Source organism: Achromobacter sp. RT286_PF, assembly GCF_059760425.1.
Window position 1 is genome coordinate 1 of record NZ_JCBAMR010000067.1, and the last position, 16,984, is coordinate 16,984.

Annotated in this window: 18 protein-coding genes; 3 read left to right on the forward strand and 15 right to left on the reverse strand. The window is 65.2% G+C overall.

Annotated features, from left to right (window positions below):
• Window positions 1-202 precede the first annotated feature (202 nt).
• From AC6LJY_RS27265 to AC6LJY_RS27290, 6 genes are all read right to left on the reverse strand, one after another.
• Window positions 203-1,012, reverse strand: coding sequence for an RsiV family protein (locus tag AC6LJY_RS27265; protein WP_314365638.1), 810 nt, complete (start codon window positions 1,010-1,012; stop codon window positions 203-205).
• A 32-nt stretch (window positions 1,013-1,044) separates the two neighbouring features.
• Window positions 1,045-1,821, reverse strand: coding sequence for a lipoate--protein ligase family protein (locus AC6LJY_RS27270; RefSeq protein ID WP_143215538.1), 777 nt, complete (start codon window positions 1,819-1,821; stop codon window positions 1,045-1,047).
• Window positions 1,818-2,093, reverse strand: coding sequence for a lipoate-protein ligase small subunit (lplB, locus tag AC6LJY_RS27275; RefSeq protein WP_046806825.1), 276 nt, complete (start codon window positions 2,091-2,093; stop codon window positions 1,818-1,820). Before lplB ends, AC6LJY_RS27270 begins: the two co-directional genes overlap by 4 nt.
• Window positions 2,094-2,124: 31 nt before the next feature.
• Window positions 2,125-2,589 (reverse strand): GNAT family N-acetyltransferase, encoded by a 465-nt coding sequence (locus AC6LJY_RS27280; protein WP_046806826.1) that lies wholly within the window; start codon window positions 2,587-2,589, stop codon window positions 2,125-2,127.
• 14 nt (window positions 2,590-2,603) lie between these two features.
• Entirely contained in the window at window positions 2,604-3,305 is a 702-nt protein-coding gene (locus AC6LJY_RS27285; RefSeq protein ID WP_046806827.1) for a glutathione S-transferase N-terminal domain-containing protein, read from the reverse strand.
• 135 nt (window positions 3,306-3,440) lie between these two features.
• Window positions 3,441-4,340, reverse strand: coding sequence for a DMT family transporter (locus AC6LJY_RS27290; protein WP_120155070.1), 900 nt, complete (start codon window positions 4,338-4,340; stop codon window positions 3,441-3,443).
• A gap of 123 nt (window positions 4,341-4,463) precedes the next feature.
• Here AC6LJY_RS27290 and AC6LJY_RS27295 point away from each other — a divergent pair, with 123 nt between their 5' ends.
• A complete protein-coding gene (locus AC6LJY_RS27295) occupies window positions 4,464-4,931 on the forward strand; it encodes an Lrp/AsnC family transcriptional regulator (RefSeq protein ID WP_498137197.1) in 468 nt (155 codons plus the stop codon).
• 45 nt (window positions 4,932-4,976) lie between these two features.
• Here the strand turns inward: AC6LJY_RS27295 and AC6LJY_RS27300 are convergent, their stop codons facing one another.
• The 3 genes from AC6LJY_RS27300 to AC6LJY_RS27310 all read right to left on the reverse strand — a co-directional run bounded on the left by AC6LJY_RS27300 (window position 4,977) and on the right by AC6LJY_RS27310 (window position 8,320).
• The gene (locus AC6LJY_RS27300; RefSeq protein ID WP_120155072.1) at window positions 4,977-5,468 is read right to left on the reverse strand and encodes a glutathione peroxidase; all 492 of its coding nucleotides are present in this window, start codon (window positions 5,466-5,468) and stop codon (window positions 4,977-4,979) included.
• An 89-nt stretch (window positions 5,469-5,557) separates the two neighbouring features.
• The gene (locus AC6LJY_RS27305; RefSeq protein ID WP_498137198.1) at window positions 5,558-6,754 is read right to left on the reverse strand and encodes a DUF1501 domain-containing protein; all 1,197 of its coding nucleotides are present in this window, start codon (window positions 6,752-6,754) and stop codon (window positions 5,558-5,560) included.
• A gap of 9 nt (window positions 6,755-6,763) precedes the next feature.
• A complete protein-coding gene (locus AC6LJY_RS27310) occupies window positions 6,764-8,320 on the reverse strand; it encodes a DUF1800 domain-containing protein (protein ID WP_498137199.1) in 1,557 nt (518 codons plus the stop codon).
• A gap of 226 nt (window positions 8,321-8,546) precedes the next feature.
• On the opposite strand from AC6LJY_RS27310, the gene AC6LJY_RS27315 reads away from it, so the two are divergent.
• On the forward strand, window positions 8,547-8,879 hold the full coding sequence (locus AC6LJY_RS27315; protein ID WP_104145663.1) for a tetratricopeptide repeat protein: 333 nt from the start codon (window positions 8,547-8,549) through the stop codon (window positions 8,877-8,879).
• Between the two features lie 27 nt (window positions 8,880-8,906).
• Here the strand turns inward: AC6LJY_RS27315 and phrB are convergent, their stop codons facing one another.
• Window positions 8,907-10,328, reverse strand: coding sequence for a deoxyribodipyrimidine photo-lyase (gene phrB / locus AC6LJY_RS27320; protein ID WP_498137200.1), 1,422 nt, complete (start codon window positions 10,326-10,328; stop codon window positions 8,907-8,909).
• 344 nt (window positions 10,329-10,672) lie between these two features.
• On the opposite strand from phrB, the gene AC6LJY_RS27325 reads away from it, so the two are divergent.
• Window positions 10,673-12,124, forward strand: coding sequence for a CoA transferase (locus AC6LJY_RS27325; RefSeq protein ID WP_498137201.1), 1,452 nt, complete (start codon window positions 10,673-10,675; stop codon window positions 12,122-12,124).
• A 77-nt stretch (window positions 12,125-12,201) separates the two neighbouring features.
• Here AC6LJY_RS27325 and AC6LJY_RS27330 read toward each other — a convergent pair whose 3' ends face one another.
• From AC6LJY_RS27330 to dbpA, 5 genes are all read right to left on the reverse strand, one after another.
• On the reverse strand, window positions 12,202-12,750 hold the full coding sequence (locus AC6LJY_RS27330) for a peroxiredoxin (RefSeq protein WP_104145666.1): 549 nt from the start codon (window positions 12,748-12,750) through the stop codon (window positions 12,202-12,204).
• Window positions 12,751-12,835: 85 nt separating this feature from the next.
• Window positions 12,836-14,269 (reverse strand): adenylate cyclase, encoded by a 1,434-nt coding sequence (locus tag AC6LJY_RS27335; protein WP_498137202.1) that lies wholly within the window; start codon window positions 14,267-14,269, stop codon window positions 12,836-12,838.
• A gap of 33 nt (window positions 14,270-14,302) precedes the next feature.
• Complete coding sequence (locus tag AC6LJY_RS27340; protein WP_162941192.1) at window positions 14,303-14,467, reverse strand: hypothetical protein; 165 nt, start codon at window positions 14,465-14,467, stop codon at window positions 14,303-14,305.
• A gap of 258 nt (window positions 14,468-14,725) precedes the next feature.
• Complete coding sequence (locus AC6LJY_RS27345; protein ID WP_046806835.1) at window positions 14,726-15,133, reverse strand: DoxX family protein; 408 nt, start codon at window positions 15,131-15,133, stop codon at window positions 14,726-14,728.
• A gap of 214 nt (window positions 15,134-15,347) precedes the next feature.
• Window positions 15,348-16,736, reverse strand: a complete 1,389-nt coding sequence (gene dbpA / locus AC6LJY_RS27350; protein WP_046806836.1) for an ATP-dependent RNA helicase DbpA — start codon at window positions 16,734-16,736, stop codon at window positions 15,348-15,350.
• Window positions 16,737-16,984 lie beyond the last annotated feature (248 nt).

The window sequence follows — 16,984 nt, forward strand, 5'->3', positions numbered from 1 at the left end:
CCGCCGGCCCGTTCTTGCCGCGGTTGCATTGAGCGGACTGGGCGTCTTACCCGGCCACAGACGCGAAAAAAGCGGCCACCTCCCTAGCTCCACTCTCAGTCCGCTCACCCGAACCTCGGCCTGCAAAAGGCCTTGCGCCGCGCTGAGCACGCATCCTTGACCGGCATTGGGCCATGGGCCCGTTGCCGGTCTTGGCATTGGCCTACGACCTGGGCAACAGCTCCGGCTTCAGGATGCCGCGTAGGTCGGCATAAGGAATGCTTAGTTCCGGTTCGCCGTGCGAGTAGGGCGCAATCGAATAGGCGTCGTATTTGACGACGATGCCGTCGCGCGTCAACGCAAAGTTGTCGCTTTCCTGGAAGGGCCACATCTTGTTGTAGGCGGCGGGATCGCGCTTGGCGTCGGGGTTGCCCGTCAGCCATTTGGCATGCGCGCGCTGCAAGGCCGCAACGTATTCCGCGCGCCGGCCTGGGATCAACGCTTCATCCAGGCTCATGACGCGGCCGCGCGAACGCTCCCAGTTCAAATACTGCGTGGCCGGAATGCCGTGCGCGGCGCCCGTCAAAAATTGCTCGGTGTGCAATTCAATTGCCACGATGTCGCCCACGGTGTCTTTCACCGACGCCTTGAAATACGTGGCGTCGCGTGCGCGCGCGGTCGACCAGAAGTATTGGGTGTATTCCGACAGCGTGTTGTAGGGGCCACGCCGATTGGCGTCGGTGCCGGTCATGTAGGCCAGCACGTGGTCCACCAGCGCGCTTAATTTGGGAATGCCGGGAAACGCCACGCTGTCGATTTCAATGCGCGGGCAGTCGCCTTCGCAGCCCGGTTTGTTCGACGCCCATTTGATCCGCTCGGTGGACAGGTCGCCCACTTTTTCCGGGGTGGTCGAAGCGGGCGCGGCCAGGGTGATGTTGGCAGGCGGCGTGCTGCCGCAGCCGGCCAGCGCCAACAAGGCAGCGCCCAGGATCAGACCGCTTATCCCGCCTGGCGGCGTGAATGTGCGACGCATTGAACTACCTCCACAAAATCAAGATCTTGCCGTCAAGGCACCACGCCCGTCCACTCGGGCGTCGAGAACTTTTCATCGGCTTGCTGCTGGGCGCGCGCCAGCGTGTCGCTGCCGATTTGCCCCGGAGTCAGACGATGCAGGCCGGCAAAAGTTTCCAGCATGCGCTCGATGATGACTTCGCGCGCCAGACCGGTCTGCGTGCGCAGCGGGTCCACGCGTTTCTTCGCGCTGGTGGTGCCTTTGTCGGACAGTTTCTCGCGGCCAATGCGCAAGACCTCGACCATTTTATCGGCGTCGATGTCGTACGACATGGTCACGTGGTGCAGCACCGCGCCCGCACGTCGGGCTTGCGCCGCGCCGCCAATCTTGCCGATGTCGGACGCGATGTCGTTCAGGGGTTGGTACCAGGCCTTGATGCCCAGGCCCTGCAACGCCGTCAAGACCCAGGCGTCCAGAAATGCGTAGGATTCCTGGAAGCTCATGCCGTGCACCAGGGCTTGCGGCGCGCTTAGCGAATACGTAATGGAGTTGCCCGGTTCGATGAACATCGCACCGCCACCGCTGACGCGGCGCACGACTTCAATGCCGTGGCGCTTGGCGCCGTCGGGGTCCACTTCGTTTTTCAGGGATTGGAAACGGCCGATAACGACGGCGGGCGCCGCCCATTCCCAGATGCGCAGCGTGGGCGGGCGCTGGCCCGCGCCCACTTCATCGGTAATGACGGCGTCCAGCGCCATGTGCAGCGACGGCGCCTGCGGGCCTTCGTGGATCAATTGCCAGTCGTAATCGTTCCAGTCGGTGCGCGTCATGCAAGCGCCCTCCGCAGCACCACGGCCACGGCTTCGGCCGAAAAGCCGAACAGTTCGGCATCGGCGGGCAGGGCCGATTGCACCGCCACCGCCAATTCCAGTTCGCCGGCATCGGCCGGCATGCCGTTCAAGCCGCTGTTGATGGCTTCCAGCGCTTCGGGCGGCTCTAGAAAGAAGTCGCCGCTGATGCGTACGTTGGCCAGGCGGCCGTCGCGCACTTCCAGATCCGCGACAACCAATTTGCCGCCGGGGACTTTGTATTCGCCATGCATGGGCGCTCCTTGCGAAATCAATGAACAAAAACTACAGGTTCAGCTTCATGCCGTCGTGGCTGGCCGTAAAGCCCAGGCTTTCGTAGAACCGGCGCGCATCGGGGCGCGCCCGGTCAGTCGTCAGCTGGACCAGGCCGCAGCCTTGGGCGCGGCACTGGTCGATGGCCCATTCGAACATGGCCCGGCCCAGACCCTGGCCGCGCGCCGACGAGGCGATGCGCACGCTTTCGATCTGGCCGCGCCACAGGCCCAACCGCGACAAGCCGGGTATGAACGATAACTGCAAACAGCCGACCAGGTGTGGACCTTGCTCAACCACGGCAAGGAACTGGTTGGAATCCTGCGCGATGGCGGCGAAGGCAGCCGTGTAGCGCGGGTTCAGCGGCACCGAGGCGTCTTCGCGCTTGGCGCCCAGCTCATCGTCGGCCAACAGGGCCACGATGTGCGGCAGGTCTTCCTGGCGCGCGCGGCGAAAGACCAATTGCGGATCGGACATCGCAGGGCTCCTGGCTAGCGGGCAAGGTTCTGCGCGGTCTGGCCGAACAGAATGCGGCGCGATTCCTCATCGCTGATGGACGGCGCGGTGTTGACGCTGTCGGCCAACGCGTACGCGCGCTGCGTGGCGGGGCGTTGCGCGATGGCGTTGAACCAGCGTTGCAGATGCGGGAAGTCGTTCAGGTCCTGACCCTGCTTGGCATGCGGCACGATCCACGGGTAGGCCGCCATATCGGCGATGGAGTAGTCGCCCGCCACGAATTCGCGGTCGGCCAGACGCTTGTTCAGCACGCCGTACAAGCGGTTGGTTTCCTTGACGTAGCGGTCGATGGCGTAGGGGATGCGCTCTTGCGCGTAGCCCGAGAAGTGATGATTCTGGCCGGCCATGGGGCCAAGGCCGCCCATTTGCCAGAACAGCCATTGCGACACTTCCGCGCGGCCGCGCAGGTCGGCCGGCAGGAACTGCCCGGTCTTTTCGGCCAGATACAGCAGGATGGCGCCCGACTCGAACAGCGACAAGGGCGCGCCGCCGTCGGCCGGTTGCTGGTCGACGATGGCAGGGATGCGGTTGTTGGGCGCGATGGCCAAAAATTCGGGTTTGAACTGATCGCCGCGGCTGATGTTCACCGGGTGGATCTTGTAGGGCAGGCCGGTTTCTTCAAGGAACAGCGTGATCTTGTGGCCGTTGGGGGTGGTCCAGTAATAGAGATCGATCATGGGGTGCGTCCTGGGAATCAAGGCGCCGCCGGCCGTGCCGGCGGGTGGAAGGCCATGATAGCGGCAGGCATTGTCGCCGGCCCCGAATAACCGGGGCCGGGGGCGGGTTTCTTGGCCGCCACCAACCCCCGCGCCTTACACCACCCGGTGGGAGCCGCCCGGCAGCCGCCACGTCCAGTTCAGGCTGACGCCGGCGGCGGCCACGAAGATCATCGCCACGCCCACCACCTGCATGGGTTCCATGCGTTGGCCGTAGACGACGAGGTCCAGCAGGATGGCCACTGCGGGGTAGATGAAGCTGAGCGCGGCGGTGGACGTGGTCGGCAGCTTCTGGATGGCCGAATACATCAGGATGTACATCAGGCAGGTATGCACCAGCCCCAGCGCCACCAGATAGCCCCATTGCAGCGGCGCGGTCGGGACGGCGCTGAAATCCGCCATCGGCAGCAGCATCACGGCGCCCAGCGTCACCTGAACCAGCGCCAGCACCTGCGGCGGCACGCCCTTCAAGCGCTTGACGATGACCGCCGTCACGCCATACAGCGCGGCCGCGCCCAGGCCCAGCAGCAGGCCCGACAGATAGGCCTGGCCGCCGGCGTGCGTGTCCGTCAGGCGCAGCACCAGCAGCAGGCCGGCAAACGCCACTACGGACCACGCCAGCTTGCCGCGTGACGGGCGTTCGCCCAGGAACAGCACGCCCAGCCCGATCAAAAAGAAGGGCTGCACGTTGTAGACCGCGGTGGCCAGGGAAATGGACGCCAGCCGGTAGGCCGAGAACAGCAAGACCCAATTCATGACCAGCGCGGCGCCGGCCACCAGCGCCAAGAACAGCGTCTTGCGCGTGAACAGGCCGGGCTTGAGCAGGCCGCGCGACCAGCAATAGATGAACAGCGCCATGGCCCCGAACAGGCAGCGAAAGAAAACGACATTCCAGGCGCTTTGACCGGATTCCAGGACAAACACGCCCAGGGTGCCGGATAAGGTCATGGCGGCGGCCATTTGCGCCAGGCCAAGGCGTTCTGATGCGGGGGTCATGAGGGGGTCTCCATCGGCCGTCTGGCCACGTTCTTGATGGAGAAATTATCCCAGGCGCATCGATGCGGTTATATGATTAATGCGTGGCGCTTTCATCCGCTAACCTTCATTTAGGTGAAATTTATGCAGAACGACCTAAAAAACGAAAACCCGGTACTGGATGGTATTGATCGCCGGCTGGTGCAGACCCTGGCGGCCAACGCGCGGACCACCACGGCCGACCTGGCTCGGCAGGTAGGCATGTCGCCGCCTAGCGTGGCGGACCGGCTGCGGCGCCTGGAGGAATCCGGCGTCATCCGCGCCTACACGCTGGATGTGGACCCGGTGGCGCTGGGCTACACGCTGGAAGCCATCGTGCGCATCCGGCCGCTGCCGGGCCAGCTGCGTCACGTCGAAGGCTTGATCGAGGAAATCCCGGAATTCGTCGAGTGTGACAAGGTCACGGGCGACGACTGCTTTATCGCCCGTGTGGTGCTGCGGTCGATCTCGCACCTGGACGGCATCCTGGAACGCGTGACGGAGTTCGCTGAAACCAACACCGCCATCGTCAAGGCGCATACGGTGCGCCGCCGCCTGCCGCCGTTGCGCTAAGGGCGTCGTCCCAGCCGCGTCGTCCCAGCCCCGTAGTCCCAACCCTTACACCGGGGCCGACAACGCCCGCGCCACGTCGTCCTTCAAACCCGCCGGCGTGTCGGTGGGCGCGTAGCGCTTGATGACCTGGCCATCGCGGCCCACCAGGAATTTGGTGAAATTCCACTTGATGCCTTCGGTGCCGAAGACGCCCGGCTTTTCGCCCTTGAGCCAGCGGTACAGCGGATGGGCGTCGGCCCCATTGACGTCGATCTTGGCAAACAGCGGAAAGCTGATGTCGTACTGCGTGGCGCAGAAATTACGGATCTCGGCTTCGTCGCCCGGTTCCTGGTGGCCGAATTGGTCGCACGGGAAACCTAATACCGTGAAGCCGTCGTCACGGAACGAACGGTACAGCTCTTCCAGCCCCGCGTATTGCGGCGTGAAACCGCACTTGGATGCCACATTGACGACCAGCAGCACGCGGCCGCGATACGTGTCCAGGGATTGATCCACCCCGTGAATATCGCGGGCGGTGAAATCGAAAATCGTGCTCATGCGGGCTCCTGTGTCGGGCGTTGCGACGCGGGCGCGTCGGTGCGCCAATTGGCTCGTGGAGTGTAGCGCCGCGTGCGCACGCCGGGGTATCAGACCAATCCGATATCCACGGGGGCCACACCCGGGAATACCTGCGCCAGGCGGGCTTTGTCCAGCCCGTACAAGCGCGCGAACAGGCCCGCGAAAACGGCGCGGTATTCGTTCAGAACAGGGTAGTCGCGGTCCTGGAACAGGGTGTCGTGGCGGACAGGGACCTGGCGTCCGGCAATCCGGCCACCGCGCACGTTGCCGCCCATCACCCAATACACGGTGCCGTGACCGTGATCCGTGCCCTTGTTGCCGTTTTCGCGAAAGGTGCGGCCAAACTCGCTGATGACCACGACGGTGGTCTGGCCCCAGGCCGGCCCCATCGCGTTGGCATAGGCCGCCAGCGCGCGCCCCAACTGTCCCAGCCGGCCGGCCAAGGCACCCGTGGCGGCGCCCTGGCCGACGTGCGTGTCCCAGCCGCCCACATCCACAAATCCGACGTTGTAGCGGTCGGTCATGAAGCGGGCGATGCGGCGGATTTCCTTTTCCAGCTTGTCGGTCGACACCGCGTTGCCGTTCGCGGCCTGCATTTCGGCGTCCAGTTCCTGCCGGGTGGCGCCCATGACGCGCTGGCCTTCGTCCACGGCCGCGTGCAGGTCCGTGTCGCGGTACATCGCGGCAATGGCGCGGTTGTCGGCGTCGCTCAAGCGGGATTTTCTGTTCGCTCCGCCCAGGTCCACGTTGGGCACGCGGGCATCGCCACGCAAAATTTGCGGCACATCGGAGGTGAACGCGGCGGGGTGCGAACCGTTGGCGCCCAGGGCCAACGTCAAGCGGTTCAGAAACCCGGATCGGTAGTTGCCATCCTTGCGGGCGCCTTGGCCCAGCTCGATGCTGTTCTGCGTTTCGAAGTGGCTGCGGGTCAGGTCCTCGGTGCCGGCAAACGGGACAAAAGCCAGCTGCTTGTTGCGGTAGAACGGCAGCAGGCTATCAGCCAGCGCCGGGTGCAGGCCCCAGCCATCGGCCAGCGGCAGGGCGGCGCCATCGCCCGACCCGGGTCGGGCGATGGCAATGCTGGGGCGCGACTCGTAATAGAAGTCGCTGGACGTGGGCACCAGCAGGCTGGCGGCGTCGTACGCGCCGCGCATGAAGACGACCAGCAGGCGGTTGCCCGACGCGGCGGGCGCCGCATACAAGCGGCTGCCGCCCAGCAGCAGCGGGGCGGTGGCCATCATTTGAAGCAAGCGGCGGCGGTCCATCGCGTTCTCCTAGCGGCGCATGAATTCTGGCGAGGCCAGCAGGTAGGTATTGGCATCCACGGGTTTTCGGGCCTGGCCCATGGCCTGGCGCGTTGCGGGCGACAGGACGCGCAACAGATCCGGGTTGGCATCCAGCAGCGGCGTCGCCTTGGGCAGCGCGACCGGCTCCGGGGCCTCTGTCGTGCGATAAAGCGGCTGCGGTGCGGCGGCAATGGCGCGCGCAATTTCAAACCGTTGTGTCATCTGCCCCGAACCCGCCCAGTCAGATTGCGACGTCGGATAGCCGTCGGGCGTGGGGCGTTGGTACATGCCCTGGCCCATCTGTTGCAGCATCGACAACACCGCCTTGGGATTGCGGATGGGCGGCATGTCCGCATAGGTCAATCGCAAAGCAGAAAACACGTAATGCACCGGGTCCTTGAACACGCCGGTCTTCAAGGACTTGGCGAATTCCGGCGAGGCGATCATCGTTTGCAGCGTGGCCGCGATGTCGCCATCTTGGGCCTGAAAGGTTTTGGCCATGCGCGCCACCAGCGCGGGCGGCGGCGATTCCCCCACGAAGTACGCGGCCAGTTTGGTACTGACAAAGCGCGCGGTGGACGGGTGGCGCGCCAGCAGGTCGATGGCCTGATCGACTTCGTCCAGGCCGCCGCCGCGAATGGTGTGGCCCAGGAACACCTTGTCCCCGCTATCGTGGCGCGCGGGGTTGAACAAAAACAGCCCCTGCTGGACCAGCCCGGCGCGCAATTCGGGTTTGACCTTGGGCGGCTTGTCGCTGTTATGCACGCCCAGGCCGGTCAGGATGCGCGCCAGTTCCTGCACGTCTTTTTGCGTATAGCCGCCACCCACGCCCAGCGTGTGCAGCTCCATGATTTCGCGCGCATAGTTCTCGTTGATGTGCCCCGCCACATTGCGCGTGTTGTCCAGGTACACCAGCATGGCGGGCGACCTGACGGTGGCGCGCAGCATGTCGCGGAATTTGCCCAGCGCGTGTGGGCGAATGGCTTGCTCTTCGTATTGCGGCAGATACGTGCCCACGTCGCCTTTGCCCGCGAACACATTGAAGTGGTTCATCCAGAACCACGTCATCTGTTCCTGCAAGGGGGCGGGCGAATACAGCGCGCGCCACACGGCGCGGCTGGCGGCGTCCTGGGCGCGCTGCCGCGATATCGCGCGTGCTTCGCGTTGCGCTTGCAGCTTGGCCTGGGGATCCAGATCGCGCGCGTCTTGTCGCAGCTTGCGCTGCCGCGCCTGGGCGTCCTGTTCCGATTCCCGGTTGATGGGCAGTGCATCGATGGCCGACTGCACCTCGGCGGGTAACCGCGCGTGCGCGTCCGGGTGCAACTGCGCATGCAGGTAGCGCTGCGCGCCTATCTCGCGGATGCGAGCCAGCTCGGCGGGCGTGGCGCCCCAGGTGATGCGGTTGACCAGGGCGGCTTCATACGCGCGGGTGTCTTCTTGCGGGGCAGTGGCCGCGGCAGGGGAAGCAGCCGCCGCTGCCACGCTCGCCAGCGCCAGGCACAGCATTGGCACGGCGTTGGTCAGCAGCATTCGTGATCGCATCATGGCGCAAGACCCTGAAAGGGCAATAAGCGGTGTGACAGGATAATCCTCCGAACATTCCCGCGCCGGGCGGTCCTGAAACGCGCGGAAACCGCAATTTTCAGTTCGCTGCCGACCCGGCGCGGGCTGGGGCCATTGCGGCGCTTGGCGGCACGTCGTCCTATCATGGCCGCTTGCAGTCAATAACGCTGCACAAGACGATGCACAAGACGAAAGCAGGAGCACGCCGATGGAAGGAATGATCGAACGGCTGGAGGCGATGTTGGCCAAGGGCACCGACAATATGTTGCTGCGATTTTCGCTGGGCAAGGCCTATGCCGAGCAAGACAGCTTTGAAAAAGCCGAAACCCATTTGCGCGCGGCGTTGGAGTTCGACCCCGCGTATTCCGTCGCGTGGAAATGGCTGGGCAAGGCTTGCCTGGGGCGGGGCGACGTAGAGCAGGCGCGCGCAGCGTGGGACCGGGGCGTGGCGGCCGCCCAGGCGCGCGGCGACAAGCAGGTCGAAAAGGAATTGCAGGTGTTCATCAAGCGCCTGGACAAGCAGGCGGCGGCGGGTTCGTGATCGGCCGCGCGCCGCGCTTGATCGCATTCACCCCACCGCCGGCAAATTCCCAAACGCTTCCAACGCACGCAAGCGGCTTTGCGCCAGGTCGACGATCGGCATCGGGTAGCCCGCCGCCGCACGCTCCATCGGGCTGGGGTCGTGGATGGCCTTGTCGTCCAGGTCGGCCAGTTCGGGTAGCCATTCGCGCAGGAACACGCCGCGCGGATCGAAGCGGCGCGATTGCGATAGCGGGTTGAAGACGCGGAAGTACGGCACGGCGTCGGCGCCCGTTGACGCGCTCCATTGCCAGCCGCCGTTGTTGGCGGCCAGGTCGCCATCCACCAGCTGCGACATGAACCACGCTTCGCCCAGCCGCCAGTCGATCAACAGGTTTTTCGACAGGAACATGGCGGTGACCATGCGCAGCCGGTTGTGCATCCAGCCCAGCGCCAGCAATTGGCGCATGGCCGCGTCCACGATCGGAATACCGGTCCGGCCTTGCTGCCACGCGTGCAGGTCATCCGGCGCGTCGCGCCACGGCACGGCGGCAGTTTCCGGCTTCATCGGCTGATGCATGGACAGCGAGGGGTAGGCGGCCAGCAGATGCTGATAGAACTCGCGCCACAGCAGTTCGTTGATCCATGTGGCCGCGCCCGCCTTGCCGCTATCGATCTCGCCGTGATTGGACGCCAACGCCGCGCGCAGCGCCTGGCCGGGCGACAGTACGCCTGCCGCCAGATAGGGCGACAAGCAACTGGTGGCGGGCAAGGACGGAAAATCGCGTTCGTCCTTATAGGCGTCGATGATGCCGTCGGTGAAGGCGTCCAGCCGGTCTCCCGCGGCAGTTTCGCCGGCGGGCCATAGCGTGCGGACCGCGTCGCCGGGCGCGGCGAAGCCGTCGAAGGCGTCCGGCAGCGGGTCGGCCGCCCAATTGGGCGGGGTTTGCGGGCGTGGGGCGGGCACCGCTACCACCGGCGCCGTGCGCAGCCGTTCGCGGCAGGTGCGCGCATACGGCGTGTACACGCGATAACAGTCGCCCTTGCCCGTGGTAACCGTGCCGGGCCGCAGCAGGGTCGCGCCGTGATGCAGCGTCCAATCCACGCCGATGCCGTCCAGCGCGGCGGCCACGGCGGCGTCGCGGCGGCGCTCGTTGATCGCCCATTCGGTGTTGGCGTGCACTTGGAAAATGCCGTGCGCCCGGCAGAAATCAGCAATCGCCTGGGGCGCGTCGCTCCAGTCCGACACCGTCAGCAGCTTCAGCGGGATGCCGCGTTCGCCCAGATCGCGCGACAGTTCACGCAGGTTGCGCAACCAGAAATCCACCTTGGCCGGCGCGTCGCCGTGCTGGCGCCATTGTTCGGGCGCGGCCAGGAACAGCGCAGTCACCGTTCCGTTTTCACGGGCAGCCGCCAGCGCGGGGTTGTCGTGCATGCGCAGGTCGGTGCGCAGCCAGAGCAGCGTATTCATGGAGGGCGATCCCAGGCAAAAAGTGGGCGAAGGGCGATGCCCTGCGTCGAGGCTGGCATTCTATATTGGCCCGCCGCATGGAAGACGATGTAAAAACTACGAGTAGATGTGACGGCGCGGCGTGACGGAATCCGGCGTCGCCAGCCGGCATTGCACACGGCATGCGGGATGCGCCGTTCGCCCGGGCAGCGGGGGAGGCCGGGCGGCGTCCGGGCACAGGCGGCAAACCGGTTCAGACGACGTGTAGCGGTCAAACCATGAAACACGCTGGCGCGAGGTTTGTATTGACGCGCCTGGGCCGCCGCCATGTAATCGATTCAACGACTGAAAAAAAGTTGAACGCTATGGGAAATCTGATGGACCTTCGCCCGTCCTTTCTACGGGGACGCACATCCGCCGCCACGACATCGCGCGACGTCCTGCAAAAGTTGTGGCGTTCTTTCGATTTACCCGACGAATCCCTCGACCACGTGATGCTGACGGGCGCCGAACCGGTGTTGCCGTCTTCGTTCGCTGTGGGGACGGCCGCGCAAACCAGCATGGCCGCCGCAGCGCTGGCAGCGGCTGAACTCTGGTATCTGCGAGGCGGCTCGCGCCAGCAGGTCAGCGTGGACATGCTGCACGCGGCGCAGGAATGCCGCAGCCACTTCACCATCAACGGCGTCACGCCCAATATCTGGGACCCGATCAGCGGCGTCTACCAGTGCGGTGACGGGGGCTGGGTGCGCATCCATGCCAACTTTGCGCACCATCGAGACGGCGCGTTGGCCCTGTTGGGCTGTCCCGTCGGAGAGGGCACTACGCGCGACGCGGTCCAGGCGGCGTTGAGCCGCTGGAAAGCGCTGGACTTTGAACAGGTGGCCGCCGACGCGGGCCTGGTGGTTGCCGCGATGCGCAGCTTTGACGAATGGGACCGCCATCCGCAGGGCCAGGCCGTGGCGGCGCAACCCTTGATGACCATTGAGCGCATCGGCGATGCCGACCCGCGTCCCTTGCCCAAGTATGGGCACGACGCCCGGCCGCTGAAAGACATTCGCGTGCTGGACCTGACGCGCATCATCGCCGGCCCCGTGTGTGGCCGGGCGCTGGCGGCTTATGGCGCCGACGTGATGCTGGTGAACTCGCCGCAGTTGCCCAACATCGACAACATCATCGACACCAGCCGGGGCAAGCTCTCGGTGCTGGCTGACCTGGACACGGCCGACGGCCGCATCGCGCTGGGCAACCTGCTGCGCAGCGCCCACGTGTTTGTACAGGGCTATCGGCCGGGCGGGATGGCGGCGCTGGGCTTCGGGCCGGAAGACGCCGCACGTATCCGCCCGGGCATCGTGTATGTGTCGCTATCGGCCTATGGCAACGTGGGCCCGTGGGCCAACCGCCGGGGTTTCGATTCGCTGGTGCAGACCGCCACGGGCTTGAACCACGCCGAAGCGCAGGCAGCTGGCCAGGAAGCGCCCAAACCCTTGCCGATGCAGATTCTTGACCATGCCTCGGGCTACCTGATGGCGTTTGGCGCGCAGGTGGCGTTGGCGCGGCAAGCAACGGAAGGCGGCAGTTGGCATGTGCGCGTGTCGCTGGCGCAGACGGCGCATTGGTTGCGCGGGATGGGCAGGGTGGAAGGCGGGCTGGACTGCCGCATGCCGGACTTTGACGGTTTGCTGGAAACGGAGGCGTCGGGGTTTGGCGAGCTGGTAGCCGTGCGTCACGGCGCGCGCTTTTCGGAAACGCCGGCCCGTTGGACCCGCCCGTCAAGTCCGCCGGGCACGCATCCGACCGTGTGGCCGTTTAACACGTAGGACGTTCCGCGCTCGTGGCCGGAAAATAACGAAGGCGCCGTTCGGCGCCTTTTTTTCTGGCTTGCGGAAGTCGCCTCTTACTTGGTTTTTTCCTGCTTGGCCTTCCAGTCGCGCAGCGCGCGCATGGTGTTCGTCACGTGCGACTCGGGGTTCATGTCGGTGAATTCGTACAGGATTTTGCCCTGCGGCGAAATCACGTAGGAAATCCGCTGTGCGTATTCCGGGCGCTTGTCGTGCACGGCGTCATACGACTTCATGATCTTGCCATCGGCATCCGCCGCCACGGCGAACTTGCCACGGCATTCACTGACCGAGAATTTGTTCAGCGTGTCGATGTTGTCCGTCGATACGCCAATGACGGTGGCGCCCAGCGACTTGTATTCGTCGGTGGCTTCGGCAAAGTTGTGCGCTTCGATGGTGCAGCCCTGCGTGAAGGCGGCGGGAAAGAAATACAGCACGACCGGGCCTTGCTTTAGCGCGTCGTTCAACTTGAACGTGAAGACCTTGCCGCCCAGCGAGGCGTCGGTGCTGAAGTCGGGCGCGGGCGCCCCGACGTTCAAGGCGGCGTGGGCGGATGCGGCGGCCAGCAGGCCGCAGAGCATCAGGCTAGAAACAAGGCGCTTCATGGAAGTCTCCAATAATCAATCGTTGGGCGCGCGGCGGTGGGCGGCAAGTGGCCTACTGTAGTCCGCGCGCGGCCCAGGGTCCAGTTCAGTCACGGTTAGGGCCACCGCCTCGGCCGCCGCCATCGCCGCCACCGCCCGGCTGCCGCTGCGGCTGTTCACGCGCCTGCTGCTGGCGGGCTTGTTGCTGCTGTTGGTCGCGGGCCTGCTGCTGGCGGGCCTGTTGTTGCTGCTGCTGTTCGCGCGCCTGTTGCTGGCGCACTTGTTGTTGTTCGCGATCTTGCTGCTGCTGGCGCTGCTGTTGATCGCGCTGCTGCTGATCGCGCTGTTGAATCTGCTGCTGGACCCGCTCCACATCCCGCTGCTGCACGTCTCGCTGCTGACGGTCGCGTTGCTGTTGGTCCCGCTGCTGCTGATCCCGCTGCTGCTGATCCCCTTGCGGATTTCGCTGCTGAATCTGCTGCTGAACCCGCTCTACATCCCGCTGCTGCACGTCTCGCTGCTGGCGATCGCGTTGCTGCTGGTCCCGCTGCTGCTGATCCCGTTGCGAATTTCGCTGTTGAATCTGTTGCTGGACCCGCTCTACATCCCGCTGCTGCACATCCCGTTGCGCCTGCGTCCCGACCACGGTCTGGCCCGGGCCTCGGCCTTGGTCCGGCCGATTCGGATTCCCGCGATTCGGGTCGGGGCGGTTGTTGTCGCCGCCCGGTCGCCCACCCTGTGGCCCGCGACCGTTATCGGGGTGATCCACAAACGCCTGCGGCGGGCGGCCCTTGTTGTGGTCGTAGAACTGTGCGCGGTTATTGCCCGCTTCGCGCACGTAGTTGCGCTGTATGTCGGTCGGCGGCGCATGGCGGTCGTTGCGGGCGGCCAGCTCGCGCGGGTCCGCTGCGCGCCGGATGCCGTTCGGCCCGCCGTGATAACTGACGCGGCGGTTGTCGATGTTGTTGACGACCACGGTGTGGTTGTAGACGTTGGTGACCCGCGTGACGTTTACGTTCGTCACCGAGCGGTTGTAGTAGAAGCGGTCGCGCTTCCAGTAACCGCCCACATAGCCCAGCCCGACATAGCCGAAGCCATAGTTGATGCCGCCATAGAATCCCACGTGGGGGCCCCAGTAACCGGGGCTCCATACGTACAGCCCATTGGAGAACCCCCAGTATCCGGGCGTCCACAAGGCGCCGTTATAGGGCGCCAGCACCCAGGCGCCGGGCACCCAGAAAAATCCGTAGCGGTTGCGGCTCCAGTAGCCGGGCACCCACAGATAGCCGTCGGCCGGGGCAGGCGGCTGCACATACTGGGGCAAGGGCGGCGGCGGTTCCGGGCTGCGGTCCACCAGCGCAAGATTCGCGGATGCCGGGTCGCCGCCATCGTAGTCAGGGGCGGCGGGCGCTCCCGGCGGGGGCGGCGGGGCGTCGTAGGTTTGCGCCACGGCGGCGCTGCCCGTCGCCAGCAAGGACACGGCAAGAGCGATATGGGCGGCGGCAGGCCGCAGGCGGGAAATCCGGGCTAGGGGCGTCATGGCAGTTCCTTCAGGACGCGTCGACGGCGACGGTCAATAACCGCGGTAGTAGTAATGCGGCGCGGGATACGCCGGGTAGTAATAGTGCGGCGTGTAATACACCGGCGCGGGGCGATAGTACGCCGGGCGGGCCGGCACCACGACGCATCCGGTCAGCGTGCTGGCTATCACCATCATCAACAAAAGGCGCTTCTTCATGTTCTTGACTCCCTACCTGCGCCAGGCGTGTCATACGCCCTTGGTGCGCTGGTAAGGATTAGGCCATACCGGATGGCAGTCGTTCGCCTCTTGTAATCGATCCGAAACAGCTTTCGCGTGACCGATGTTTGCGCCTGCGTGACGGCGCATGTCGTTGGTATCAAACGTTGCGGAAAAAAGAACGGGGCCGCCATGGCGACCCCGTTTTGCGTCACGCCGCGTCACGCCGCGTAACGGCGATGGCGGCAGTGGAGGCGATCAGTTCCAGCGTCCGCCGTTGCCGGCCAGGCTGAAACGGCCGGCGCCCATGAAGGCCAGCGCCAGCGCGGTGAACAGGAACATGCCTTGCAGTTCCAGTGCCCAGCCGCCATTGTTGGTCATGCTGCTGAGCTGCCCGGTGTGCGCCAGCAAGATGGCAACCACCATATTGATGGCGATGATCAGGCCACCCAGGCGCGTGTACACGCCAACGATGAGCAGAACGGGCGCGATGATCTCGCCCACGTAGACGCCATAGGCCAGAAAGCCCGGCAGGCCGTGCGAAGACAGCATGCCGCTGATGCCGGTAACGCCATTGCCCATCAGTTTGGACAAGCCGTGCAGCAGAATCAGGATGCCCAAAGCCAGGCGCAGGATCAGCTTGCCGGTATCGTCGGACTTGATCATGGTGAATTTCTCTTGTGATGGTTAAAGGAGGACAAGGCTACGTTGGAACCCACCGCGAACCATTGGTTCCAAGCCCACACCGCCGCGCATCCGACGGGGCGGCTGCGTCAAGCGGCGCCATTATGGCAAATGCCCTGCAAAATCATCAAGCTTTCGTCACGTCCTGGCGGTAAATGCTGGCGGTACCACCGGGCGTATCGAACCCTGCCAATAATCAGAATTCCTCAAGAAAGCGCATACGGAAGCGCCGGCCCTTGATGTTGCTGTTGGACACGCGCGAAAACGCCTGCTTGGCAATCTGGCGGTCCAGCGCCACGTAGGCGTTGAATTCCGTGATGTTGATCTTGCCCACCTGTTCAAACGTCAGCCCGCCGTCGCCCGTCAGGGCGCCCAGCAGGTCGCCCGGGCGCAGCTTGTCTTTCTTGCCGCCCTGGATGCACAGCGTGACCATGGGCGCGCGCAAGGGGCGGTCGGCCTTGGGTTTCAGCGATTTGATGTCGCCCCACTTCAAGGGCGAGCCCTGGTATTGCTCAACCAGGTTGGCCCAGCGCATCTCGTCGGGCGAACACAGGCTTAGCGCCAAACCCTTCTGATCGCCCCGGCCGCTGCGGCCGATGCGGTGCACGTGCACTTCGGTGTCCTTGGTGACGTCCACGTTGATGACGGCGCCCAGATTCTGGATGTCCAGGCCACGGGCCGCCACGTCGGTCGCCACCAGCACGGCGCAGCTCTGGTTGGCGAACTGGATCAGGATCTCGTCGCGTTCGCGCTGTTCCAGGTCGCCATTGAGCGCCTGTGCGCTGATGCCGTCGGCTTGCAGGCGTTCCACCAGGTCGTGGCTGCGGACCTTGGTGTTGCAGAACGCCAGCGTGGACACAGGGCGGTAATGCGCCAACAGGCGGGCCACGGCGTCCAGGCGGTCTTTTTCGTCGATTTCAAAGAAGATCTGTTCGATGCGGCTGGCGTCGTGCTGCGCCTCGACCTTGACCTCGGCGGGGTTGCGCAGAAACCGCGCGCTGAGCTTGCGGATGTTGTCGGGGTACGTGGCCGAGAACAGCAGCGTCTGGCGCTTGGTGGGGCAGTGCGAGGCAATGGCCACGATGTCGTCGTAGAAGCCCATGTCGACCATGCGGTCGGCTTCGTCCAGCACCAGCGTGGTCAGGCCGGCCAGGTCCAGGCTGCCGCGTTCCAGATGGTCCTGGATACGGCCGGGCGTGCCCACCACCAGATGCGCGCCGCGCGCCAGCGATTCGGCTTGGGGGCGGGCAGGGGCGCCGCCGCACAGCGTCAAGATCTTCACGTTGGGAATCAGGCGCGCCAGGCGGCGCAGTTCCTGCGCAACCTGGTCGGCCAATTCGCGGGTGGGGCACACCAGCAACGCTTGCGGCGCCAGGCGGGTGGGGTCCAGCTTTTGCAGCACGCCCAGGCCAAACGCCGCGGTCTTGCCGCTGCCGGTCTTGGCTTGCGCGATGATGTCGCGGCCTTCCAGGATCAGCGGCAGGCTTTGCGCCTGGATAGGCGTCATTTGCTCAAACCCCAGGCTTTGCAGGTTATCAAGCAGGGCGGGCAGAAGGGGAAGGGTAGAAAAGGGCGTGTTGGTCACAATAGGGCGGTTCGCAAAAACCGCGAAAAAACGGAGTCGACCGACAGTGTAAGCCCTGGAGTGGGCGGACCCTAGCCCGCAGCCCTGGCCCTGGCCACAGCCACAGCCCCAGCCCCAGCCCCCCACCCCGCCCCCAACCCCACCCCCCGCCCCCCCCCCCCTCCTTTTTCAACACCCCTCCCCCCCCCCACCCCCCGACAAAAATCCCCCTCCCTCGTCTACTGTTAAAAAAAACAACACCCAGTGCA